We start from the raw sequence: 25,062 nt of genomic DNA, 5'->3' as shown, positions 1-25,062 counted from the left end.
TTCGTAACACACTTAGTTAACTATACTTCATCTTCTTTACATTGATGTTTCATTTCGTTTAAAAATTCATGCCTAAATAATACTAAATTACAAGGGTTTTATTCCCCAAAAATAGGCGAACTCGATTATAATGGAGCTAACGAACTCTTGAAAGAATGAGGTGAGCTTTTGATCAACTATTTAACTTTGAAAAATGGACATTTTACCCCATCACATACGGACACGGAAGACACCATTTGGTTAGCCGTTGAACAACCGACCGAAGAGGAAGTCAATTATTTAACAACGACCTACGAGCTTCCTAAAGATTATATCACAGGAGTGCTGGATGATGATGAAAATTCTCGTTTTGAAGGTCTTCATCAAAACAAATTAGAAGAACCTGCGCTTATGCTGCTCCAATATCCACATGCAACGATCAGTCCCAGCGGCTATACACAGCTGGACACATTTCCTTTTGCTGTGATTTTGACAACAAGTGGAAAAGTGATCACTGTTATCAATAAATCAGCTGATTTTCTTCAAAAAGCACTGTCTACAGCTCTACCTGATAGTACATTGCCGATTCAAGAATCACTGATTTTGTATTTATCCTGGCATATTTCAACCTATTATAATCGTTGTTTAAAAGATTTGATCCAAGAGACAAACAAATTAGAAGGAGAATTGAAGGTTTCTACTGAGAATAGCCAGCTTTATCAAATCATGGATATACAAAAAAGCCTAGTTTATTTTGAATCTGCGATCGATTCTAATTTGGAAGTACTGAATAAACTCTATACAGCTAGAATTTTCAGTGATCCCAGAGCACATCTGCCTCATCTTCATGATATTCTTGTAGAAACAAAACAAGCAGCTACAACGACGAAAATCCAGTTGAAACTTGTTGATAAAATCAGCGATACATTTTCAGCTATCGTTTCAAACAACCTGAATAATGTGATGAAAATACTTACTTCTCTTACGATCGTCTTGACGATCCCGACGATCATTGGCGGTGTATTTGGGATGAATGTTAAATTGCCCTTCGCCAATCGGGAGGATGCTTTTTTCTGGATTACTGTTGCAACTACCGCTACTTGTATTTTTGTCATTTACAGGCTAAAGAAACGGAACCTTTTGTAAAATTTCTTGTTGCTGATTTTATAAAAAGGTTGTACACTATAGAAAGTAAAGTATAAGGATGTGTATAATCAGTGAACAATAAAAAAACCAGTACCTTTTCTAAAGTCACTAAAATCGTTGTTTGGTTGATGCTGATTGCCATTGCCGGATCAACTATTTTGACGGCTATCATGAGCTTAGGATAATCGAATAAGTCATTCAAATAGACTAAAAAAAGAGGATGCGACATAACTCGTAGAGTTTATGTCGCATCCTCTTTTTTTTCATCTTCCGCCCAAGCTAGACGTAAATTAAGATTCAAAAATAGATCCTTTTCTTTATTTTCAATTGCACAATGAATTAGCTCGCTTTCTGACGGATGTGAGATATAGATTAAATAATGATGATCACTTAACCAGCGGTCTATTTTTTCGATTTCTTTTGCCCGCTGTTCATGATTTTCACAAAATTTCATTTCGTTGAGCTTTTGTTCTAAGCATGATAGCATCTTCTGAGAGAAGAAGCGTTGACACATCAATCTAGGATTACTGCAAAATTCTAAAAAAGCTAATTCTTTATCTGTCACAGGAATATCTCTCAAAATCAACATATCTGTTTCTTCTTCAAATTCCTTTGTATAAAAAGCTTGATCTATCGGCATCTCTCGAATCTCGATATTGACATTATATTCAGCAGCTTTCTTTTGGAACCACCATGCTTTTTGTTTGGCATTTGAATAATCGAATGTTCCTAAAACAAGCGTTTCACCAGCATATCCTGCTTCTTTCAATAGTCCATTTATAAGATGATGATCTTTTCTGATGACGGAGGACTGATCAAAAAAATAATTCGATGCAGGCATCCCAATATCATCCATTACTTTCTTAAGTTCATTTACGTCAAACATATGATATATTGCTTCACGAAATTTAGCATTATCTACGATCGTTTTGCGTTTAAAATTGAATATGAGGAATTCTACACCATTATCATTTCTAGCTCGTTCTATATAATCATATTCCTCACGCTCTCCATTATGAACCGCAACTGCCATTGGCTGCTTTTGATTTTCTACCACCCAAAATTCTACTCGATCCATCAAGGGCCGTTCTGCATAATAGCCTTCAAAGGCCTCTAAAACAATTTTATATTCCGAATAAGCTTTCATCTTGAATGGTCCTGTAGAAATCCATTTCTTTTCATCGAACAAAATATCATGAGGCAAAATGGTAAGATTTCCAGTAGACACATAGTGTCCGAAAAACGGCTCACCTATTTTTAATATTACTTCTATCTTAAAATCATTGATGCAATGGATCTCTTTCACATTTTTTAATTGCCAAGCAACAACAGAATGCTCATTTTTAGCGCGAAGCAGCGTGTATTCAACATCTTTACTCGTTAGTGTTCGTCCATGATGAAACTGAACTCCTTTGCGTAAAAAAAAGGTCCATCTACAATAATCATCTGAAGATTTCCAATGATGGGCTAAGCTCGGAACTAAACTGTTTGATTTTTCATCGTAACGCAGCAACGTGTCGCCTAATTGGCGAATCATGAAGGCTTCTCTTGAAATCGATGTCTTCAATGGATCAAGAGATGTTAAAGGGCGCCGTAAAATATAACGAATCGTTTCTTGATTTCCATAATAGCGCTGAATACCAAACATTCCTTGAAGTTCTTTAAAAACGTCGCCAAACCACTCTTTGGGAATCTCTAACTGCAACAGCTGAATGATTTCATCAAGCTGATCTTCCCTTAATGCTTTTTGGCTTATTTTTTTTATTTCTTGCTGGAACTCTTCTTGAAAAGTTAATGTAGAATAGTTTCCTCGCCCCATTCCCGGTACGTAAATAAGTTTTGCCTCTAACTGATAATTGTGGAGTCTTCGTTTACATTGCTTTGCTGTACATAACCATAGATCAGCTAGTTCCTGTAATTTAAATTCAACCTTTTTCTCATTTTCCCGTCTAAAAAAATAAGAACGTAATAAATAGTAATCGTAATCCAGTCTTATTCACTCCTTTTAGCTAAAAGGGGACATCTCCCAACAATTTAATCCCTTTTTAATCTTATTTTCCTCTTTTATAATCATATCAAATCTTGCTTTCAAATCATAGAAACTAATTTTTTTAAAGTGTAACAGTCGTTACTAAAAAAGGAGTGAAAATATGTTCTCATCATTACATCCAAACATTCGTGCACGTATCCTCATTCAGTTTTTAAGTAAAGTAGTTGGCTCCATGATTTTTCCTTTCATGGCAATTTATTTTACTGATCAACTGAATAATGAACTTGCTGGAATTCTTGTCACATTAAACGTTATTGCTCAGTTTGCCGCTGGGATATACGGTGGTCACTTGACCGATATTTTCGGCAGAAGACAGCTTATGATCATCGGAGAGGTAACAAAAGCAGGTGCATATTTGGGACTGGTTTTAGCCAATTCTCCCGTTTTTACATCTGTTTGGCTGACTTTTTTCATGATGCTGGTCATCAATATTACACAAGGAATCATCGACCCTGCAGCAAATGCAATGTTGATCGATGTCAGTACGCCTGAAAATCGAACTTTTATGTATTCAATTAGTTATTGGGCAACTAATTTATCTATTTTAATCGGGGTAATGGTTGGCGGCTGGTTCTTTCAGTCACACCTCTTTTATTTACTGATTTCTCTATTTCTTCTATCACTACTTACATCATTTCTTACGATCAAACTGCTTTCTGAAACTATGACTAATGTTTCCAACGTCGATAAAAATATTGGTCTATCAGCCGTATTTAAAAGTTATCGATCAGTACTGGTGGATAAACGTTTCCTATTTTTTACACTTGGCGGTATTGCTTTAATGTCTATCGAATTCCAACGAAATAACTTTATTTCTGTCAGATTGGCGGAAGAATTAAAATCAATGACTCTACATCTTGGTAATTTGGGTACCATTTCACTTGATGGAATCAAAATTCTAAGTTTATTAACAGCTGTAAATACAGTAATCATTGTTTTATTCACTACACCTGTTGCCAGTTGGGTCAATAAACAAGCTCAAAAACCAATTATGTATAGCGGATTTCTCTTATTTAGTTCAGGGTTTGCTTTAACCGCTTTTTCCAATCAGCTACTCTTTCTATTTGTTGCTACAGTGATTTATTCCATTGGAGAACTTCTCTATGTGCCAACACGTCAAACCATTCTAGCTGATATCATTGATGAGAAATCGCGCGGTTCTTATGTCGCTTTTAATGGAATCATTTATCAAGCAGGTAAAATCTTCGCTTCCCTCTCTCTTTCGTTTTCACCACTTATTGGGAAATATGGCATGGGTCTACTGCTATTTATTCTAGGTATATCTGCTATTTTTCTGACTAAAACAGCTTTACAAATCGATGCTTACAACGAAGACAAGCTTCCCGAAAAGCAGTTAGACGGGTGCTAATACTGGCTAAAACAAAATATAGGCCCAAGCTAAACATCCACTTGGGCCTATATTTAAATTTTAAATAATTTGATTTCAGATCTCCATAATAGTACTTTTATCTTCTACTAGGCTTCTCTCTTTCAGCCATGTTCAGTAGTTCTTTCGCATGTTCCATAGTAAGCTTCGTGATTTCACTGCCTGAAAGCATGCGCGCTATTTCGTTCACACGCTCTTTTGGCTCTAAACGCCGAACCTTCGTCTCTGTACGCTTGCCAATGATTTCTTTTTCGATAAAATACTGATAATCAGCAACTGCAGCAACCTGAGGTAAATGCGTGATACACAAAACTTGAGAATCTTCAGAGATTTGATGGATTTTATCTGCGATCGCTTGAGCTACACGTCCACTAACTCCCGTATCGACTTCATCAAAAACAATGCTTGTGATTCCTTGTGATTTTGAAAAAATCGTTTTTAAAGCAAGCATCACACGAGATAGCTCACCTCCAGAAGCAACTCTGACCAAAGGTTTTAGCGGTTCACCCGGATTTGTCGTAATATAAAATTCAACTTGATCCAGTCCTTCTTCTGTAAACTGCTCATCTGGGACCTCGGAAAAACGAATATCAAATTCTGTCCGCTCCATATATAATTCTTTTAATTCTTTTAAGATATTTTTTTCTAGTTTCTTCGCAACTTTTTTTCTTATCTCACGAAGCTTCAAGCCATTTTCGATCACTTGAGCCTTTTTTTCAACTAACAGACTTTCTAATTCGCCTGTCCGTCCTTCAAGAAAATCTGCATCTGCCAGCTCGCGAGTGATCTCATGGTAATAGTCAAGGATCGATTCAATCGATTCCCCATATTTCCTTTTCATTTGACGAATCAATTCAAGGCGAGTCTCTACTTCATTCAACCGATTTTCATCTAGCTCTAAGCTATCGATATGTCGTGCCAGATCACCACTAGCTTCCTGCAATAGGTAATAACTATTTTGAACTGTTTCTGAGAGTGCTTTGTATTCAGAATCAAGGTTCTCAATAGAAGAAAGTTCATTCATCGCATACCCAATTTTATCTAGACTGCTGTCCCCTTCACCATTGATTGCTTCATGACTAGCTGCTAAAGCATCTGCAATTTTTTGAAAATTCCCAAGCTTGTTTCGTTCTTCCATCAGTTGCTCTTCTTCGCCTGCTACAAATTGAGCGGCTTCGATCTCATCACTTTGAAACTGCAGCATATCCATGCGTTGAGCAAATTCTTTTTCATTTTTCTGACGGCTTCGTACTTTCTTTTCGATCATACGATACTCAGAATAAATTTCCTCATACTGCTCTTTTATTTTCAATAATTCTTTATCACCGAAATCATCCAGCATCCCTAAATGCTTCTCACTTTGCATCAATTCCTGATGCTCATTTTGCCCATGGATATCTACTAAAAACTCACCCACTTTGCGTAAATTAGCTATATTGACGATACGTCCATTGACACGACAGACATTTTTTCCAGAAGTCGAAATATCACGTTGGATCACCAGCGAATCTTCATCTGTTTCAATGCCTAATTCTTCTAGTAAATTGATAAGCTCTTGGTTTTTCGGCATTGTAAAGAGACCTTCCAGCACACATTTCGATGCCCCTTGCCGAATGTAGTCACTTGATCCGCGACCACCAGTCAATAAGCCCATTGCATCAATAATAATCGACTTACCGGCACCTGTTTCACCTGTTAAAACGGTCATCCCCATTTGAAATTCCAGTTGTAAAGAAGAAATGATCGCAAAATTCTGTACAGAAAGCTCCTGCAGCATGTTCGTTCACCTCACGTTTAAATGTATTGGAAAAATTCAGCTTTTAAATACTCGGCATTTTTTTCAGTCCGCGCAATGATCAAAATGCTATCATCATCATTGATTGCAGCAAAAACGATCTCCTTATACTGTTTTTCAATCAAATTTGACACTGCCGCAGCATTCCCTGGTATAGTACGCAAAATAACTTGCTTATCCATCTGATCGACAGAAATAAACGCATCTTTCAATAGTTTTTCTAATTTTACAGCAGTATCTTCTTGCGTTTGAACAGGAACACTGTAACGATATCCACCTTCTGTGGAAGGTACTTTGATCAGCTTCATTTCTTTAATATCACGAGAAATCGTTGCCTGAGTGACTTCGACTCCTTTTTCTTGTAGATAGGCTACAAAGTCTTCTTGCTTTTGAATATTTTTATCTGCTAATAAACGAGTAATCAGACGATGCCGATCTTTTTTCCTCATAATAATTGGCTCCTTTATAAATCCATTTCCATTTTATCATAGCGTATTTTCAGGCATTTTGAAAGTCTAAAAGCTACCTTCCTATTACCAAAAACGTATATGATAAAAATAAGAAGCTCCCTAGTCCATCATAAGGAGTAGGAAGCTTCTGTGTTGATTATTGGAGGTTACACTTACACACAAATTAGAGTTGCTTATTGTTTTGTTTATTTTACAGTTACATTGATTCTATAAAATTCTTTTGAACCAATTGATTCAACAATTTGGACTTTTTGGTCTTTACTTGTGATCAATCCTTTGGCTTCAACTTTGTATGTGCCATTTTCTTTGTCTAATGCTGAATTTTTTACTTTGTCATCAACATATAAAACAACTTTCGTCACACCATCGGATGCATCATAATTTCCTGTCATATATGTTTGACCTAACACATAGTTATCAGCTGACAGATTGATTACTTTTACAGAGATACGATTGATTTCTTTTGTACCTGCAGATTCAACAATTTCTACTTTTTGATTCTTGTCTGTTACAAATGATTTTGCAGCAACTGTATAGGTCCCATTCGTTTTATCCAGCGTACTGTTTTTCACCGCTACGCCATCTACATATAAAACGACTTTCGTGACATCTCTATCAGTATCATAGGTTCCTGTAATATTATTTGTTCCAATAGCATACATTTCAGCTGCTAAATTCGACTTCACTTCGCTTGGTTCTAACACAGTTACTTGAATTCTATGAACTACTTTTGTTCCTGCTGATTCTACGATTTCTACTTTTTGACTCTTACTTGTAACTAGGTTTTTCGCTGCAACTGAATATGTGCCATTCGTTGCATTCAAGACACCATTCTTCTTAGCTATCCCGTCGATATATAAAACAACCTTAGTAATGTTCTTATCTGTATCATACGCTCCGGTAATATTAGCTGCACCAATCATATAATCATCCGCTGTCAAATTAGAATCAAATTCCACTTCACTTGGGTCTAACAATTTTACCTGGATTCTGTGAACTTCTTTCGTTTTTTCAGATTCTACAATCTCTACTTTTTGATCTTTGTTTTTTATAAAAGAATTTGCCGCTACACTATAGGTTCCGTTTTCGGTATTCAAGACACTATTTTTCACTGCTACGCCATCTACATATAAGACGACTTTGGTGATATTGCGATCAGTGTCGTAGGTTCCTGTAATAATACTTTCGCCAATTACATAGTCATTTGCAGTTAATGTTGAGTCAGCGACTTCCTCAGCATCCAGTATATCTACAGCTACTCGATTGATTAGTTTCGTTCCATCATACTCTAAAACCTCTACTTTTTGATCTTTGGACGTAATATAGCTTGTTGCAACTATTTTATATGCATCACTTGTTGTATCTGTAAAGACTACTTGATTAACAACTTTTCCATCAACAAATAATTTTACTCGATCTGCTTGATCATTGTCGTAAGTACCAGTGACATAGGTATCTCCTAAATGATAGTTGTTCGCAGTCATTTTAGACTCTGCTTGCCAAACCGCTGCCAACTCGACTGATACCGTTACTGATGGATCAAATTGTTTTTTCTTGGCATCAAGTGCAACGATTTGAACGTTATCTTCTAAATCCGTGATCGTCGTACCATAAATTTTGTATGTGCCATCAATTACATCTGCACGTTTTGCGATCATGCCATTGACATATAAATCGACAAATTTTACATCCGTACCAGCCGTTCCTGTGATATACGTATCACGACCAATCGTAAATTCATTTGCTTTCAACGTTAGATTTTGCTCTTTTTCATAAATATAAGTGACCGTTTGAGCCTTATCTGTAAACACTCCTTGTTCGTTGTTTGGTGTGTCAATTAGCATATATCCTTTAACATCTTTTGCTTTTGTTTCATATGCCGTATCAATAATACCCGTTAACGTATCTGATTCAGCAATTTTTTCGCCAACTGTATCTACATAATTGACCGTAACTGGAGCTCCTTGTGTTGCATTCGGCATCACCGTAATACGCACAACTTCTGTTAATTTGCTATTAGATGGTGAGATAAACGTCACATTGTAAATTCCTGGTTTTGATGTACTAAACCCGCTGGATACTTTTACCAATACTTTATCTGATTCATCTGTTCCATATTTATCCGTTGCTTTCACACCGAATAATGAATGTGCAATTGCATCATTCCAGTCTGAGCCATATTCAATCTCAGCCATCTCATTTATGACAGTCAGTGACGCTAAGTCTTCACTTGGTTCTTTGACAATGACATTGACTATTTTTGATAACTGGTTGTTTGAAGGAGAGACTAAATGAACAAGATAATCTCCCGGTTTCGTCGTACTAAAGTTCACAGCTACAGTTACTACTACTTTATTTGATTCATCCGTTCCATATTTATCGGTTGCTTTTACACCGAATAACGAACGTGCGATCTCATCATTCCATTCTGATGCATATTCTACTTCTACAGTCCCATTTTCAACTGTTATTGTCGCCATATCTTCACTTGGTTCTTTTACGACTACATCTACAGTAATTCTTTTTCCAGAAGCAGACTCAAACATTACTCTATAATTTCCTGGAGCTGTTTTTATACTGTGAACTAATACAATGATTTCTTCTTCATTGCCATACTTATCATAAGCTTTTGCTTTGGCTTTTTCGATCAGCAATGCATCGTCAAAGACTTCTTTATACTCCAATTCAAAGTCATGCGCTTCAAATGTTGCTAATTCTGCTCCTGGTTCTTTGACTGTTACACTAACATTGATCGTTTTACCAGATACTGATGTGAAGGTTACTTCGTAAGCTCCTGGCTTGCTTGTATCAACGTTATTTGCGCTCATCGTTACGGCTTCGACTTTTCCGTATTTGTCATACGCTTTCGCTTGTGCTTTTTCGATCGCTACTGTTTCATTAAAAGCTTCTTTGTAATCCAAGTCAAAACCATTTGCCTCGATCGTTGCCAGTTCTTCACTTGGTTCATTTACTGTTACTTTAACTGTGATCGTTTTACTGGATGCTGATGTGAATGTTACATCATAAACACCTGGTTTGCTTGTATCTACATTATTTGCGCTCATCGTTACAGCTTCGGCTTTACCATATTTATCGAACGCTTTAGCCTGTGCCTTTTCGATCGCTACTGCTTCATTGAATGTTGCTTTATAATCTAAATCGAAGTTTTTCGCTTCAATTACTAAATCAACAGTTGGTTCTGCTACCGTAATTGTACGAACAACGCTTTCTACATTAAAATCTGAATCCCAAACAGTATAAAGCACTTCATACTTACCAGCTTTTCCGGTATTGATGATACCACTGAATTTGATCTCAGCTGTTAAATCACCATCTTCTTTATCATATGCCGTAACACCTGATAATGGATCAAACTCACTGCCGTTTTCGATTTCTAGATCATCCGCACCTGAAATTGCCGGTGCATTTCCTAAAATAGCAACGACTTCTACTTCCATTGTTTTAGACGTTTTGTTGTTATCACTATCTTCTACGCTATAGGTAATAATTTGTTTGCCTAATCTATCTGTATAGATTTGTCCTTGAACTGTTACTTTATCCGTTAGATTTCCGTCTTCTTTATCATATGCCTGAACATATAGAAACGGATTAAATTTACTGTTTAGTTTGATCGTCAATTTATCCGGGCTCAGTACAACTGGTTTACTATCCTCACCCTGAACAGTTATTTTTCTTATCACTGTTGCAACATTGCCTGCACTATCAAATACATAGTATTTTACTGTATAGATACCAGGAGTAGAAGTATCTACAGTTCCTGTGAAGGTTAAATTACTTGTAATATCTTTCCCAACGCTATCTTGCGCTGTGATATCTTTTAATGGTTCAAATTTTGAACGCTCATCGATTCTCACATCATCTGCACCTTTAATTACAGGGCTGCTCGTTACCTTATCTACAACATAGATTTTGATTGTTTTTTCAGTTATATTATCGTCATTATCGATAACGGTTAAAACTAAATCATACACACCAACTTTTGACATATTTACTTTTGTGGTGTCTGCTTTGACTTTTGCTGTCAAATCCCCATCTTCTGGATCACTAGCCTTTACTCCTAATAGTGGATTCAATGTTTCTCCTACTTGATAAGTCTTGTCACTCGCTTCAATGATCGGCTCTGATCCAATGATCGGTTTTGCTTTTACCGTTACTTTTATAGTGATCGTTTTTCCTGTAGCAGATTCGAATACTACGTCATAAACACCAGGTTTTGATGGATCGACAGGATTGGATTTCACTGTCACTTTTTCGCTGTTGCCATATTTGTCTGTTGCTTTTGCTTTCGCTTTTGTAAGTGCAAGATCATCAGAATAAGTTTCCCCGTATTCTAAGCTAAAATCATTTGCATCAATACTTGACTTGTTTTCTAAAACTGTCAGTTTTGATACAGCACTTCTATCACCAGTTTCTGGATCTTGTAATCTGAAATAGACTATTGTGCCTACAGGTAGATTACCAAATCCATTTGTACCCGTAGTAAAAGAGAAATGTCCATCTTCTCCAACAGTCTTATAAGTAAACCCTCCAAAATTTTCAAATTTGGACATAACGATTGTCAATCCTGGTTGAGCACTTCCTGTAAAACGAGTATCTCCTTCAAAGAAGTCATCAAGTTTCGGCGCCTCTATAACAGCTCTTTTGACCGTGATCGTTACCTCTTTAGTAAGACCAGATGCAGATGTCAACGTAATTTTATAATCGCCGGCTTTTGATGTGTCTACATTTCCAGATACAGTGATTGCTTCAGCTTTACCGTCTCGATCTGTTGCTTTCGCTTCAGTTACTTGCTTAGCGATTTCATCAGACCAGTCTGAGCCATATGAAACTGTTGCATTATTAGCTTCTATAAATGACTGGTCAGCTAAAACAATGGTTGACATTTCTTGCAAAACTTCATTTCCACTTTCAGCAAAGGCTCTAATCCCCACAAATAGTTTCTGGTTAGCAGATAGCTTCATACCAGGCAAAAGTTCAATCTCATACTTGCCGTTACTATGTGAACCTATGCCGTATACTGTACGATCATCAGTATATAACCCAAATTGATTATTAGAACTATACTCACCAGAGTATGTTCCTGTAACAGTTTGATCCCCTTCATAAATCGGATCAATGCTTGTGATTTTTGCACTTGATCTTTTCACTGTTGCTTTGACTGTTTTTGTTTTCCCTGATGCTGATTTGAACGTGACATCATACGTTCCCGGCTTTGTTGTATCTATTACACTTGACGTAACTGTTACATTTTCGCTATTTCCATATTTATCGTTTGCTTTGGCGCCGGCTTTAGCAATTGCAATGGCATTTGTGTACGTTTCTTTATATTCCAAGCTAAAATCATTCGCTGTGATCGTTGCCAAATCGTCACTTGGCTCTTTGACCGTTACTTTAACCGTCCTCGTTTTTCCTGATGCTGATTTGAACGTGACATAATACACACCTGGTTTTGACGTATCTAGTGCGTTTGAGGTCACTGTCACACTTTCGCTATTTCCGTATTTATCGGTCGCTTTCGCTCCTGCTTTTGTGATCGCAATAGCGTTCGTGTACGTTTCTTTATACTCTAGTTCAAAGTCGTTTACATTGAAACTCGATTTATTTTCCAATACTACAGCTTTAATTCCCACTCCACTAGTTTGACTAGGTTCTCCGTCTTCCGAACATTTATAATAGAATACCTCGCCTGCTTTCATTCCTAAAAACCCCTGAACTAGAGCTGTTTTTGAGAAGTTCCCTTGAGAATCAGAATATACTTTTATATACTCAAAAAACCTAGTATCTCTTGAAATAAAAACCGGGCTATTCGGCGTTGCTTTTCCTGTAAATACCTGATCACCTTCATAAAAACTATTCATTACAGCAGTATACGCGCGTGCATTTTCGTTTACTGCCTCTGCACTTAGGTTACTTTCCCCATCGAGAACCTCTAACCCATTGATTTCTTCCAATGGCGCAGTTTCTGCAGAAGCTGCTGTTTCATCATTGGTTTGCGCAAATGCCATTGCTGGTGAAATCAATGTGTTCGTGATCAACCCTGTTGTCATGAACATGGCTAATAGTTGTTTCTTTCTCTTTTTAGTTAATTTTTTCTTACTCAATTCGTTCTTCCCCTCTTAATTCCTATTGTGCTAAACGCTTAGCTACGATCACATTATAAGAGAAAGTCCAACATCCCTATGATCAAAAAAAATAGAATCATTTGTAATTTTTAGATCATTTATTCTATTTTTGGTCAAAATTCTATTATTTATATTTATTTTTTAACCAATCAATTCGTTATTACGTAACAAACTGATTTCTCCTAACATTCGGATAGTTTATTGTAGGCAAAAAAAGGATAATAAAAACAACTAATTTTCCTTGATCTAGAAAATTAGTTGTTTATTAGTTAAAAAATAGCAAAGATTTTTTAATACAAAAGGATTATTTTTTTAATTCATGATGAGCTGCAGCAACTGTTTCATCTATATCGACTGAGCTATCAACGACACCTTCTCCTTCAACAGAAGTCAAATAGGCTAAAAATTCAATATTACCCTCACCGCCTGTAATTGGTGAATAATCTAATCCGCTGATCGTATACCCATGTTTTTGAGCGAAGGTCAGAATATCATTGAGAACAAGTTTGTGCGTCTCTGGTTCCCGTACGATTCCTTTTTTACCAACAAGCTCTTTCCCTGCCTCAAACTGCGGTTTGATCAATGCAACTACTTGACCGCCAGACTTTAGGATCGCATGTAGCGGCGGTAAAATCAGTTTAAGAGAAATAAATGAAACATCGATCGTCGCGATATCTGGTACCCCTTCATGAAAATCTTCTGGTGTACTGTAACGAAAATTTGTCCGTTCCATTACAACGACTCTTTCATCCTGTCGAATCTTCCAAGCAAGCTGATTATATCCTACATCTAAAGCATAACTTAAGCGAGCACCATTTTGTAAAGCAACATCGGTAAAGCCGCCTGTCGATGCACCGATATCCAGCATAGTCTGCTCCTTTACATCTATACCGAAAACGTTCAATGCTTTTTCTAATTTTAGCCCACCACGTGAAACATAAGGTAACGTTTGGCCTTTGACTTGAAGCAGAGTTTCCGCTGAAATTTTTTCGCCAGGTTTATCCAGTCGTTCATTTTTATCGTTATAAACTAAACCAGCCATCACCGCACGTTTGGCTTTTTCTCTTGTTTCAAATAATCCTTGATTAAACGCTAAACTATCTACGCGCTCTTTTTTCATAAGTGCCTTCTTTCTATGATAAATGCAGTTGATTTAAAAATTCTTGTAAGAATGCTGGTTGAAATTCACTACTGATTTCTTTGACAGATCCTAAAGTTTTCATTCCTAATGTTAGCTGTTCTGCTAGTGCAGCTTTTGCGCCTTCCAACCCAAGCAGACTTGGGTAAGTGCTTTTATTTAAGGCTTCATCACGTCCAACTTGCTTGCCTAACTCAGCTTCTGAGCTTGTCGCATCAAGTAGATCATCTTTGATCTGAAACGCTAACCCTAAATGCTTTGCAAAAATGCCTAATAAGTCAACGACTTCTTCCGGCTGTTCAGCTAGAATCCCGCCGGCTAAAAGAGCAAATTCGATCAACGCTCCTGTTTTCTTTTCGTGAACATTCGCTAGTTCAGCCAAAGTCAAAGAACGTTTTTCTCCTTGAAGATCCCCAGCCTGACCAGCAACCATTCCTTGTGTTCCGGCAGCCTTACTCAAGAGCTGGATCAAAAGTACCTTTTGATCTGATTGAATTCGACTAAGTGCCGCCAGTTGAAATGCGGCTGTCAATAAGCCATCCCCAGCCAAAATAGCATGAGCTTCGCCAAATACTTTATGATTCGTCGGCTTTCCACGACGTAGATCATCATCATCCATTGCAGGCAGATCATCATGAATCAACGAATACGTATGGATCATTTCCAAGGCCGCAGCAATTTGATAATCGTGTGTTTGTGGGTGACGATCGAATGAATGAAGTACAGCTAAAACTAAAAGTGGACGAAACCGTTTCCCTCCAGCACGAATCGAATATAGCATCGCTTCTTTCAATTGTTCGTTTGCTGTGTACTGATTGATAAAATCTTCCATTTCCTTTTCGATAAGCGGTAAACTTTGCTTGCGGAAACTGGTGAAATCTTCCATCAAGCTTCCCCGCTTTCTTCGAATGGAACTTCTTCATTATTTTCTGTCATCACTTTTGTTAAGGTCTTTTCAGCCTTTTGCAAGGTATCCTGACACTGTTTGCTCAATGCCATCCCTTCTTGAAAAGCCGCTAAAGCTTCTTCTAAAGGAACATCACCGCGTTCTAAACGCTGAACGATCTCTTCTAGTTCAGTCAATGATTCTTCAAATGTTTTTTCGATTGCTTTTTCTTTTGCCATACTACTACTCCTCTTCCGCTGGTAAAACTTTTTCTATCATGGTCTCTACGATACCATCGACATAATGGATCTGGATTTTTTCTTTTGGTTTTAGTTCAGTGACTGATTTGACCACTTGCTGCTCTTTTGTTGTATAACTATAGCCGCGTCCCATGATTTTTAATGGACTAAGCAGGTCTAGCTGTTGAATTGCAGAGCTGAACTGCTTTTGTTTGTCTTTCATGTATTGTTCCATACGATTATGCAGGGATTCGTCTAAAAATTTTAATCGCTGCTGACCTTCTCTGATCTGGCTTTGAGGGCTTTGCTGTCTGAATTGGCCAATGATTTCTTGTGCTGTCCGTTGTTTTTGATGATACACAGTTTCCATTGATTGGATCAATCGCTGCGTAACTCGATCCAGCTTGATCGTTTGTCCTTCATATAACCGGTCAGGTTGTTTAAATACGTATGAATTTTTCAAGCGCTGATATCGGTCTGTTTTTTGTTTCAATTGATATAAGAAGCTTTGTTCCAAACGTGTTTGGCGGTCTTTGATTTTCAACAATTCTTCATTTAAAACGGGAACCGCTAATTCTGCTGCAGCAGTCGGTGTAGCAGCACGAACATCCGCAACCATATCAGCGATCGTTACATCTGTTTCATGCCCGACGGAAGAAATGATCGGTGTTTTTGCCTCATAAATTGCTCTAGCCACACGTTCTTCATTAAAAGGCCATAGATCCTCAATCGAACCACCACCACGACCAATGATCATTGTATCAAAAGTGCCCGATTCTTCCACTTTTTGAATGTTACGAACAATATCGTCTGCTGCTTGATCCCCTTGAACTAAGGTTGGAAACAGAACTAGCTGAGCAATCGGATATCTTCTTTTCACCGTTGTAATAATGTCTCGAATGACTGCTCCGCTAGGACTAGTGATCACAGCAATTCGTTTAGGATAGCGAGGCAGCATTTTTTTAGGCCCTTCAAACAAGCCTTCTTTTCCTAGTTTTTCACGTAATTCAGCAAGTGCCTGATACAGTGCACCAACGCCATCCGGCTCCATATGTTCAACATAAATTTGATAAGAACCGCCATTTTCATATAAAGATACGCGGCCAACAACTAGGACTTTCATTCCTTCTTTAGGCTGAAACTTCAGTTTCTGAAAAGCTGATTTAAACATAATTGCAGAAATTTTTGCACCATCATCTTTTAAGCTAAAGTATTGATGGGCATTTGGCCGTAAGCGAAAGTTAGAAATTTCTCCTGTTAAATATACACGTTCCAAGTATGGATCAGCATCGAATTTACGTTTTAAATATTTGGTTAAAGCTGTGACTGTTAAATATTGCTGTTCCATCTTCTCACCTTACTTTTGTTTTTTAGCGGCCTCGACTGTTTGATACATCAGCATCGTGATCGTCATTGGGCCAACACCTTTTGGTACAGGAGTGATATAGCTGGCGATCTCTGAGACTTCATCAAATTTCACATCACCGATCAGCTTCCCGTTTCCATCGCGGTTCATACCCACATCAATGACGACTGCACCAGGCTTCACGAACTCTTTTGTCACGAAATGGCCGCGGCCGATCGCAACGACAAGAATATCCGCTTCTCTAGCAACAGCTGGTAAATCTACTGTTCTAGAATGAGCGATCGTCACTGTCGCATTTTTCATCATCATCAATTGGGCCATCGGTTTACCAACGATATTACTCCGTCCGATCACCACAGCTCGCTTACCTTCAAGATCGATGTTATAGGCTTCAAACATTTTCATGATGCCGTATGGCGTACATGGAATCATTGTCGGCTCACCAATAAATAAGTGTCCCATATTCATAGGATGAAAGCCATCAACATCTTTGTTCGGATCAACAGCAAGTAAGACTTTTTCTTCATCGATATGTTTCGGCAACGGTAACTGAACCAAAATACCATGAAATTCGGGATCTTGATTGTAGCGTTCGATCACATCAAGTAACTCAGTTTCTGAAATCGTCTCTGGCAAACGTTCGATCTTTGAACGAATCCCGATTTTCGCTGCTGCTAAATCTTTGTTCTTCACATACGTTTGACTCGCTGGATTTTCGCCGACCAACAACACGACTAAGCCTGGTTTAATCCCTTTTTTTTCAAGTTCTGTCACTTCTTCTTTGATTTGCGCCTGCATCTTGTCCGCTAATTCACGACCGTTGATTAACTCTCCCATGAGATCACTCCTCTTTTTTTGTTTGTATTGTTTCATTTTAGCACAGATTGGAGACTCTTTACACTGTATAATACTGTTCTCAAACGAAAACATGTACAAAAAAAGTGACTAAGAACAACTCTTCTAGCCATCCTTAGTCACTTTAAATTTTATTCATCAAAAGAAACAAATGTCCCTTACTCTTCAAGATCCTTCATTACATTTGACAGTACGCCATTGACAAATTTTCTTGAGCGGTCATCACTGAATTTCTTGGTCAACTCAATTGCTTCATTCAACGCCACTGTATTAGGTACATCTCCGGCATAAATCATCTCAAAAATAGCCATGCGCAAAATGATCAAATCCATTTTGGCGATCCTATTGATCGTCCAATTCGTGCCTAAATGTTTCTTGATGACCTCATCCAATTCTGATTTACGGTCACAGACACCACCAACTAATAGATCTAGATAGGTCGGAACAAATTCTTCCCCATCTTCGCTGATGATATCACGGTTATCTAATTCTAAAGCATAATAAATCGCATCTTGTTTCGTCAAATCGATATTAAAATCCAAAGGAAATAAAGCTTGCAGTGCTTTTTCACGAATCTCATGACGAGTAAAGCTCGGCTTACTCATTTTCTCCCTCTTCCTCTGGGAATAATTCATCAAAATCCGGCTCAGGAAGCTTTTCAGGAACGACTGCCACCACATGGATATTTACTTCAACTAAATCGATATCAGTCATAAACAATACTTGCTGTTTCACACGATCCTGCATATCTAAGGCAACTTTCGGTACAGAGATCCCGTAATTCAAGTAGCAATAAATATCGACTTTCAAGCCTTCTTCTTCGGCTCTTAAATAAACACCTTTGCCGTGAGCAGCACGACCAAGGAATTCTGTTACATTATTAGCAAATGTTCCGCGCATGCCATATACGCCATCAACTTTAGAAGCTGCAATACCAATAATGACTTCGATCACTTCTGGTGCGATCACGATTTCACCTAAAGCATCTTTTGTATTAATCACTAGATTTTTTTCGTCAGTCATTTTTATCCTCCTCAATAGTCATGTTCGAGAAACTTTCTCTATGTTTTCAAGCTTTCGTCCATATACCTATCTAAGTTTACATTCACACCTAGTTTATCATTAAATGATCGTTTTCGCTACCAAAAAAAGAGGCAGGAAAACGTGTTCTACAAATTATAAAATAATCAATTCTTTCGGTGAATGTGTCAATACACGATTGCCGTCTTTCGTGATCAGTAGATCATCTTCGATTCTGACACCGCCAAGTCCTGGTAAATAAATCCCAGGCTCATCTGTGATCACATTACCTGCCACGAATTGTTTCTCTGCTCTAAAGGAAACATTGGGTCCTTCGTGGATCTCTAAACCAATTCCGTGTCCTGTACTATGACCAAAAGCTTCTCCATAACCATAAGAAGTGATATGGTCACGAGCGATCGCATCTAGCTGAATACCAGTCAAGCCCGGTTTAGCTTCTTCTAGAACTTTCAATTGTGCTTCTAAAACGATTTGATAAATCTCTTTCAGCTTGGTATCAGGTTCCCCAATCGCAAAAGTCCGTGTCATATCAGAAACATAGCCTTGGTAATAGCAGCCAAAATCTAACGTGATCAAATCACCTTTTTCAATGATTTTTTCACTGGCAACACCATGTGGCATAGCCGAACGTACACCACTGGCAACGATCGTTTCAAATGAAACACCCGTCGCACCCAATGAACGCATATAAAAATCCAATTGATTGGCGATCTCAATTTCTGTCATCCCTGGTTTGATGACTGTCAAAATATGTTTAAAGCCAAGATCAGCAATGCTACATGCTTTCTCAATGATCGCGATCTCTTCTTCATCCTTCACTTCACGTAATTCTTCGATCAAACCAGCTACTGGAACTAATTCACACGGTATGATTTCTTCCAGCACACTGTATTCAGCAAAGCTGACAAATAACTCTTCAAAAGCGATATTTTTCAATTGTTCTTTTTCGGCAATCGCAACAACCTCATCAAAGATCGGTCCTGCATTTTGAACGATTTCATAGCCTTGTGCTTGTGCTGCCGCTTGCTCTGTATAACGAAAATCCGTGACAAAAAACGCTTTGTCTAATGTGATCACTGCTAATCCTGTAGTTCCTGTAAAGTTTGTTAAATACCGTAGATTATACGAGCTGGTGATTAAAAATGCGTCTAGATTGTTTTCCTTCATCAATGCTCTTAATTTATTTACTCTGATCATCATTGCATTTCCTTCTTTCTTCATAACGTTCTCTTTAATTGTAGCAAATTTTCCTGTTATTTGTTACCTATTCGGATTAAATCATGAAGAACTTTTTTCTTTTAGTTTTATTTACGAAATCGTTCCCGTTTATTTTATTTTTTACTAAGCGATTTGCTCTTTATCTTTAATACTTTTAATCAATTGTTTGCATCCATCTACTAGTGCATTTGCTATTAGAGAAAATACTAGACAGACAACTGCTATACAAATTGAAATAACAGTAAACCGCACTAAAACATTACTCAATGAATTGAATTTTTGTAATAATGGAACATAAAGATTATGAATAACAAAATCTGAAATCAAATAAGCAAAATAGATTTTTGAGCCTAAAAATAGACTACCTTTTTCAATTAATCTAGAGGATACCCTCATTCGAGCCAACATAATAAATAAGGCTACTGACATCACACCATATTGAAAAGAGTCTGCTTTATTGTTCCACAATTCAAAGTCCATCATGTTATATCTTGACGTAATGATCATCAGAGCGGAAAGAACAACTGATCCCACATATATCAACGGAAGAAGGTAACTGCGATTTTTAAGTAGATCAAGGGTTTCTTTTTTGACATTGATAAAATAATGACCAAAAACAAAGTACAATAGATACGGACTAAACACAAATTTGAAAAAATCTGTTTCTGAAATATCAGCTCCTAAAAATCTCAGTAGATAAGGAAAAAACATGGACAAAAGAAACAGTACTAGAAAAAAGCTTCTATAATCTTTTTCATTAAAGGAATCCACCATTTTTTTTATAAATGGTAGAAATAGTAAGAAGCCCAAATATACATACATGTACCAGAGTGCATTACTGACCCGTCCATTTAAAAATAAAAGAATGAAGGTTTGATCTGTTCCTTTCAATTCAGGATCAAAATAAAAATACACTAGAGAAAACAACAGCAACGTCACCACAACACTGATAATCTTATTACGAAGTTCTTTTGAAGAATACTCTCTTCTTAACAATAAAGCTCCTGACATCATCATAAAAAGTGGTACCGCCGGTTTAACGATCACCATTAATACAGCTGTCACATTCCACTCATACGAAAGATCTAATCCGTAGAATAAATAATGAAATACGTGATTAAAAACAACCATTAGAAAAGCAACGATTCTCATACATTCAAACGAAACATTTTTTTGTCTCAACCAACAACAACCCCTAACTCGAGTCGATCTCATAAATAAAACTAAAAGAAAAAAACACGAAATAAATCTTATTATATCATATTTTTTTACCTATTATGATTTTTCAGTTATAAAAAAATTAAAATTCTAATTTATTCTAAAGTTTTTAATCTAGCAGCTAGCTTTACTCTTTTTTAAGCTATTTTTGATAGAATTGTGTTAGAAAGTGAGGTTACGGATGAAGAAGCAAGCAATTTTTTTCATATTATTCTTTTTTTCGATCATCAGCATGGTCCTCTATGCTTTTTTTATAGAACCCAAACGAATCGTCACTCACAACTATACTCTTGGCGATAATCAAGGACAAAAACCACTGAAAGTTGTTCAACTTTCAGACATCCATATTCAAGAAAACTATCCAGTAGCCCAGCTTGAAAAAATTGTTACAAAGGTGAATCAGGAAAAGCCGGATATTATCTTATTTACTGGTGATCTATTTGATAACTATGCAAAGTACGGACCTGCCGAGGATGTCACAGCTGCCTTAAGTCGATTAACTGCGCCTTTAGGAAAATTCGCCGTTTGGGGCAATCATGATTATGGTGGCGGCGCTACTCGTGTTTATCCAGAGATATTAGCTGGAGCTGGTTTTCAATTACTGGAAAATTCAGGGATGAATATTGCTCTTGCAGATGGAAAAAGTGTTTTTATCAGTGGTTTAGATGATTCATTATTAGGTAACTCGTCGATCGAAGAAGCTTTGAGTGAACGTCAAAGTGACTACACGATTCTACTTAGTCATGAACCTGATGTAGCTGATCAACTAGTGGACCGAGATATACAGCTGATCTTATCCGGTCACAGTCATGGTGGGCAAATCAACCTTCCATTCATAACCATCAAAAATATCATGGCAGAAAAATATTTTAGTGGCTTCTACAATTTAACTAATGATACGACACTTTATGTCAATACGGGATTAGGGACAACAAAAATTCCCGCTCGGTTTAGAGTGCCGCCGGAAATCGCTGTATTTGATCTGTATATTTAAAAAAAGATAGGACGAAATTCTAAGAATTTCGTCCTATCTTTTTCCTGTTTATTTATCTAGAAAATTCTTTGACTCGTCCACCAATTTTATCAGCAAATTTTTCTGCGAAGCGTTTATCAACAAAGACTCGTGCTTGATTTTTATCTCTTGTACGTTGTCCGTCTTTACTGATATATCCATGTAATACTTTTACAGCGTACATTGCCTTCCCTCCTCTGTGTTGCTTTTTTTATCATAGAATAACTATAGCTGAGAAACCTTAACGAAAGCATAAATTGGTTCGAATATTTTATGAAGAGTTATTAAGAAAAAAGAAAAAAGCCTTAAGCAAAAAATGCCTAGGCTTATTCCTTTTCATTGATTTGTTAAACAATGATATCTTTTGTTTTTTTATCCATATGGATTCTTGCTGTCCAAGTTTCAAATGTTACCAAGACAGGTGCTTGATGATTTAATTCTTTTTGATAGTCAGACAACCTAGATGTGATCTCATCTTTAGAACCCACTTCTTCAACAGAAAATTTCCCTTTTAGCAGCAAACTTTCATGAGCAATTTCTTCATAGCAACAAACAGACCCATTGGGGTTACAACGAATATTTTTGACCGTTTCCCCTTCCCCATCCAAATAAAATTGTAATTTCAACAGTCCCTCTCTCCATAAGGGTGCGGATACGGTAATCACTGTTGGAAATTCCCTTTTATCGATGGTTGCAAGTAAAAATACTTTACTGGAATTTAGTAATCTCACAATTCGCTCATGTATCTCCATTTCTAAAGGCCTCCTTTTTTATCGCTATTCACTCAATTATAGCAACTATCTGCTATTTTTGAAAAGCTAAACCCTTTTGAAATGCAGTTGAGAGATTGATCGACTGTTTTTTTCGTGCTGATTACTTGACTGATTCTTGTCGTAACCAATTAGCTTGTCGACTTTTCTTCAAAATCAAGCGGCATATAGGTCCAACGATCAGTAGTTGCAAAGGCAAAGCCATCACTAAATTCTGACTGAAAGCTCCTATATAGTTCCTAAAAAATTCTTCTGTAAAACCAGTTTGAATCACGACGCCGTAAATGGACATGAAAAAGACCATTCCAAGCACCATACAGCTAGAAACAGCAACAACCATATGAAGCTGTTTTTCTCTATTGATCGGCAATGAAAAAGCGATTTTCTTTGCAGTATTTGCTACAACGAACACATCAACTAAAAAAGCCACTAGAAAGCCAGGTACTAGACCACCTAGAAGATGACTCCAGGATAATTGATCATGCAATACTAAATTATAAAGACTCATTGAAAAGACCATGGAAAAACAGACAATCGTTGTAAAAAATAAACTTTCTTTTTTTGTTTTCGGCATACATACACTCCTCTTTTTTTCATAACAGAGATTATGCTACCATAAAAAAATTTTTCTCGTAAGTTTTTTTATGAATATTTCATTTTTCAAACAGTGAAATATAACTACATAAGAATGTTCCTCATTTTTACAGATAGTTCTAGTTCCTCCCTTAGTGTTATAATGGTACACAGGAGAAAGGGTTGGAAATAATGAAAAAATATTTTAATAAAAAAAGAGTAATGATATTCTTATTTTTGGTCGTACTTGCTACACTATTAAGTGCTTATCTAAATGCAATCGGTTATAAAGGGATGCTTTACTTTCAAACTGTTTATGATCGAAATGGTCATAAAACTTACGGAAATTTTAGTCCTCGTACTGGCAGTTTTTTAGTAACAGGAAGTGTAATAGTATACCTATCAATAGTTTGGAGATCCTTTAATCGATATACAGAAAATTTATTCATTCGCCGTGTAATTGGAAGTTTATTAATCATTGGTATCACTATTTTTACAATTGGTGTAATCGATTTGGTGAATGCCTTTATATTCATTGTTAATCGTTAATTTATTTGATTACTTTTGTACCCTTAATCGGCAAGCTCTCTTCTCACGAGCTGATGAGAAAATGCATGGCATCTCAGTCGATTATCGTATTTTTTAGTAACTATAAAAAAATCCTATTTTTGTATAGATAGAGGATCATCTAAAATTTACACCAAGATCTCATTGTTGATCAGAAGATGTTTTACTCTATACGCTATCTTATTGTATTTTTTAGCTCATGGAGTAATTCCTTTTGGAAAAATTTTATACGTTCGTCGGAGCTTGTGTCTTCGATTTTGTTGATATAGTCATATTTTATCTTGTCTTCTAAAAACATAAAAAAAAATGGTCTAACAAGCAACACTGTATTAACAGCACTACTTTTTTCACTTCAATTGAGACAAAGTGACTAAACAAGAAAATATTTATTTCCTTAAGGTCACTTTGTTGTATAATAAAATAAATATACGCAAAGTGGAGGTTCATATGTCAAGTATCGATAAAACCAGAGAGTTGATTCTTAACAGTGCATTGGAACTGTTTATAGAAAAAGGCTATCATGAAACATCAACCAATGATATACGTATACGAGCTAATAACTTATCTCGTGGCGGTTTATATCATTATTTTCCAAGAAAAGAAGATATCTTAAATGCATTGCCGGAATATCTACTACCCTACAAAGCTAGTCTCGATAATTTAATGGAAAACACAGATTTAACTGCTATGGAAAAAATCCGCCTTTTACTGAAGGAAAACTACAAAGGTGTCATGAGTACTTCAAAAGGAGTGATGTTTTTAAAACTATTATCCGGTTCGGAATCTTTAAACTTCCTCTTTGATAATTTGAAAAGTAGTATCGTTCCTTTATATGAACAGTTGATCCGTATGGGAAATGAAGATGGCTCCATGAATATCACAGAACCAGAGTACACAGCTGAATTTTTGGCCATCCTTTTAAATATCTGGTTTAACCCTTTATTTTTAAAAACAGTTGGTACTGAAGAGGAAATTGATGGACGTATCAACTTTTTGGAAAATACTACAAACTTTTTGGGATTATCACTTTTTGATGAAGAAATTCGTGAACTATGTAAGTCGCTCTGGCTGACATTATCTGAAATTGAAAACTGATGTTTTTCGTAAATAAAATATCTATACCTATTTTATAGTGAGATAAACAAGTCTTTTTTAATATATATAGTCTATCTCCTTTTCATAGAATATCGATTTTTCTTACATACTTCG

At 36.6% G+C, this 25,062-nt stretch carries 22 protein-coding genes; 6 read left to right on the top strand and 16 right to left on the bottom strand.

Translation table 11 applies throughout. The annotated features are described in order from the left end of the window. Positions 1–168: 168 nt before the first annotated feature. Both H3T55_RS05520 and H3T55_RS05515 read left to right on the top strand, forming a co-directional pair. Positions 169–1,125: a magnesium transporter CorA family protein gene (locus H3T55_RS05520; protein ID WP_225533669.1), complete on the top strand. Its 957-nt coding sequence runs from the start codon at positions 169–171 to the stop codon at positions 1,123–1,125. 71 nt (positions 1,126–1,196) lie between these two features. Then, entirely contained in the window at positions 1,197–1,310 is a 114-nt protein-coding gene (locus tag H3T55_RS05515) for a DUF4044 domain-containing protein (RefSeq protein ID WP_087641022.1), read from the top strand. A gap of 56 nt (positions 1,311–1,366) precedes the next feature. Here the strand turns inward: H3T55_RS05515 and H3T55_RS05510 are convergent, their stop codons facing one another. Then, the gene (locus H3T55_RS05510) at positions 1,367–3,115 is read right to left on the bottom strand and encodes an ABC transporter substrate-binding protein (protein ID WP_225533723.1); all 1,749 of its coding nucleotides are present in this window, start codon (positions 3,113–3,115) and stop codon (positions 1,367–1,369) included. Positions 3,116–3,275: 160 nt separating this feature from the next. Between H3T55_RS05510 and H3T55_RS05505 the strand changes: the two genes are divergently transcribed. Beyond that, positions 3,276–4,544: an MDR family MFS transporter gene (locus tag H3T55_RS05505; protein ID WP_225533668.1), complete on the top strand. Its 1,269-nt coding sequence runs from the start codon at positions 3,276–3,278 to the stop codon at positions 4,542–4,544. A 97-nt stretch (positions 4,545–4,641) separates the two neighbouring features. On the opposite strand, the gene recN is transcribed toward H3T55_RS05505, so the two are convergent. The 12 genes from recN to H3T55_RS05445 form a co-directional block, all read right to left on the bottom strand. Then, positions 4,642–6,339, bottom strand: coding sequence for a DNA repair protein RecN (recN, locus tag H3T55_RS05500; RefSeq protein ID WP_225533667.1), 1,698 nt, complete (start codon positions 6,337–6,339; stop codon positions 4,642–4,644). A 17-nt stretch (positions 6,340–6,356) separates the two neighbouring features. Further along, positions 6,357–6,806: an arginine repressor gene (locus tag H3T55_RS05495; RefSeq protein WP_087641020.1), complete on the bottom strand. Its 450-nt coding sequence runs from the start codon at positions 6,804–6,806 to the stop codon at positions 6,357–6,359. 206 nt (positions 6,807–7,012) lie between these two features. Then, positions 7,013–12,949 carry an immunoglobulin-like domain-containing protein gene (locus tag H3T55_RS05490; RefSeq protein ID WP_225533666.1) on the bottom strand — a complete coding sequence of 1,979 codons (5,937 nt, stop codon included), beginning with the start codon at positions 12,947–12,949 and terminating at the stop codon, positions 7,013–7,015. A 325-nt stretch (positions 12,950–13,274) separates the two neighbouring features. After that, the gene (locus H3T55_RS05485; RefSeq protein ID WP_225533665.1) at positions 13,275–14,090 is read right to left on the bottom strand and encodes a TlyA family RNA methyltransferase; all 816 of its coding nucleotides are present in this window, start codon (positions 14,088–14,090) and stop codon (positions 13,275–13,277) included. Positions 14,091–14,103: 13 nt separating this feature from the next. Then, positions 14,104–14,994 (bottom strand): polyprenyl synthetase family protein, encoded by an 891-nt coding sequence (locus tag H3T55_RS05480; protein ID WP_225533664.1) that lies wholly within the window; start codon positions 14,992–14,994, stop codon positions 14,104–14,106. Beyond that, a complete protein-coding gene (locus H3T55_RS05475; protein ID WP_087641017.1) occupies positions 14,994–15,233 on the bottom strand; it encodes an exodeoxyribonuclease VII small subunit in 240 nt (79 codons plus the stop codon). Before H3T55_RS05475 ends, H3T55_RS05480 begins: the two co-directional genes overlap by 1 nt. Before the next feature lie 4 nt (positions 15,234–15,237). Beyond that, complete coding sequence (gene xseA / locus H3T55_RS05470) at positions 15,238–16,581, bottom strand: exodeoxyribonuclease VII large subunit (RefSeq protein ID WP_225533663.1); 1,344 nt, start codon at positions 16,579–16,581, stop codon at positions 15,238–15,240. Positions 16,582–16,590: 9 nt separating this feature from the next. Then, positions 16,591–17,436, bottom strand: coding sequence for a bifunctional methylenetetrahydrofolate dehydrogenase/methenyltetrahydrofolate cyclohydrolase (locus H3T55_RS05465; protein WP_225533662.1), 846 nt, complete (start codon positions 17,434–17,436; stop codon positions 16,591–16,593). Positions 17,437–17,612: 176 nt separating this feature from the next. Then, the gene (gene nusB / locus H3T55_RS05460) at positions 17,613–18,059 is read right to left on the bottom strand and encodes a transcription antitermination factor NusB (protein WP_087641014.1); all 447 of its coding nucleotides are present in this window, start codon (positions 18,057–18,059) and stop codon (positions 17,613–17,615) included. Then, the gene (locus H3T55_RS05455) at positions 18,052–18,477 is read right to left on the bottom strand and encodes an Asp23/Gls24 family envelope stress response protein (protein ID WP_087641013.1); all 426 of its coding nucleotides are present in this window, start codon (positions 18,475–18,477) and stop codon (positions 18,052–18,054) included. The genes nusB and H3T55_RS05455 overlap by 8 nt, the downstream gene beginning before the upstream one ends. Before the next feature lie 153 nt (positions 18,478–18,630). Next, positions 18,631–19,695, bottom strand: coding sequence for a M24 family metallopeptidase (locus H3T55_RS05450; RefSeq protein WP_225533722.1), 1,065 nt, complete (start codon positions 19,693–19,695; stop codon positions 18,631–18,633). A 141-nt stretch (positions 19,696–19,836) separates the two neighbouring features. Then, positions 19,837–20,928 carry an acyltransferase gene (locus H3T55_RS05445; RefSeq protein WP_412523588.1) on the bottom strand — a complete coding sequence of 364 codons (1,092 nt, stop codon included), beginning with the start codon at positions 20,926–20,928 and terminating at the stop codon, positions 19,837–19,839. Positions 20,929–21,112: 184 nt separating this feature from the next. Between H3T55_RS05445 and H3T55_RS05440 the strand changes: the two genes are divergently transcribed. Then, entirely contained in the window at positions 21,113–21,925 is an 813-nt protein-coding gene (locus tag H3T55_RS05440; protein WP_225533660.1) for a metallophosphoesterase, read from the top strand. 52 nt (positions 21,926–21,977) lie between these two features. Here the strand turns inward: H3T55_RS05440 and H3T55_RS05435 are convergent, their stop codons facing one another. From H3T55_RS05435 to H3T55_RS05425, 3 genes are all read right to left on the bottom strand, one after another. Next, complete coding sequence (locus tag H3T55_RS05435) at positions 21,978–22,127, bottom strand: hypothetical protein (protein ID WP_225533659.1); 150 nt, start codon at positions 22,125–22,127, stop codon at positions 21,978–21,980. Positions 22,128–22,290: 163 nt separating this feature from the next. After that, positions 22,291–22,695 (bottom strand): pyridoxamine 5'-phosphate oxidase family protein, encoded by a 405-nt coding sequence (locus tag H3T55_RS05430; protein ID WP_225533658.1) that lies wholly within the window; start codon positions 22,693–22,695, stop codon positions 22,291–22,293. A 121-nt stretch (positions 22,696–22,816) separates the two neighbouring features. Next, the gene (locus H3T55_RS05425) at positions 22,817–23,287 is read right to left on the bottom strand and encodes a DUF2798 domain-containing protein (protein ID WP_225533657.1); all 471 of its coding nucleotides are present in this window, start codon (positions 23,285–23,287) and stop codon (positions 22,817–22,819) included. 182 nt (positions 23,288–23,469) lie between these two features. On the opposite strand from H3T55_RS05425, the gene H3T55_RS05420 reads away from it, so the two are divergent. Next, positions 23,470–23,835: a hypothetical protein gene (locus tag H3T55_RS05420; protein ID WP_225533656.1), complete on the top strand. Its 366-nt coding sequence runs from the start codon at positions 23,470–23,472 to the stop codon at positions 23,833–23,835. Between the two features lie 384 nt (positions 23,836–24,219). Then, positions 24,220–24,948 (top strand): TetR/AcrR family transcriptional regulator, encoded by a 729-nt coding sequence (locus H3T55_RS05415; RefSeq protein ID WP_225550111.1) that lies wholly within the window; start codon positions 24,220–24,222, stop codon positions 24,946–24,948. Positions 24,949–25,062 lie beyond the last annotated feature (114 nt).

Origin of the sequence: Enterococcus sp. S22(2020), assembly GCF_020295385.1 — a bacterium.
Lineage (GTDB): Bacteria > Bacillota > Bacilli > Lactobacillales > Enterococcaceae > Enterococcus_L > Enterococcus_L dunnyi.
The sequence above is the reverse complement of the archived record's forward strand: the minus strand, read 5'-3'. Positions and strand labels throughout refer to the sequence as shown.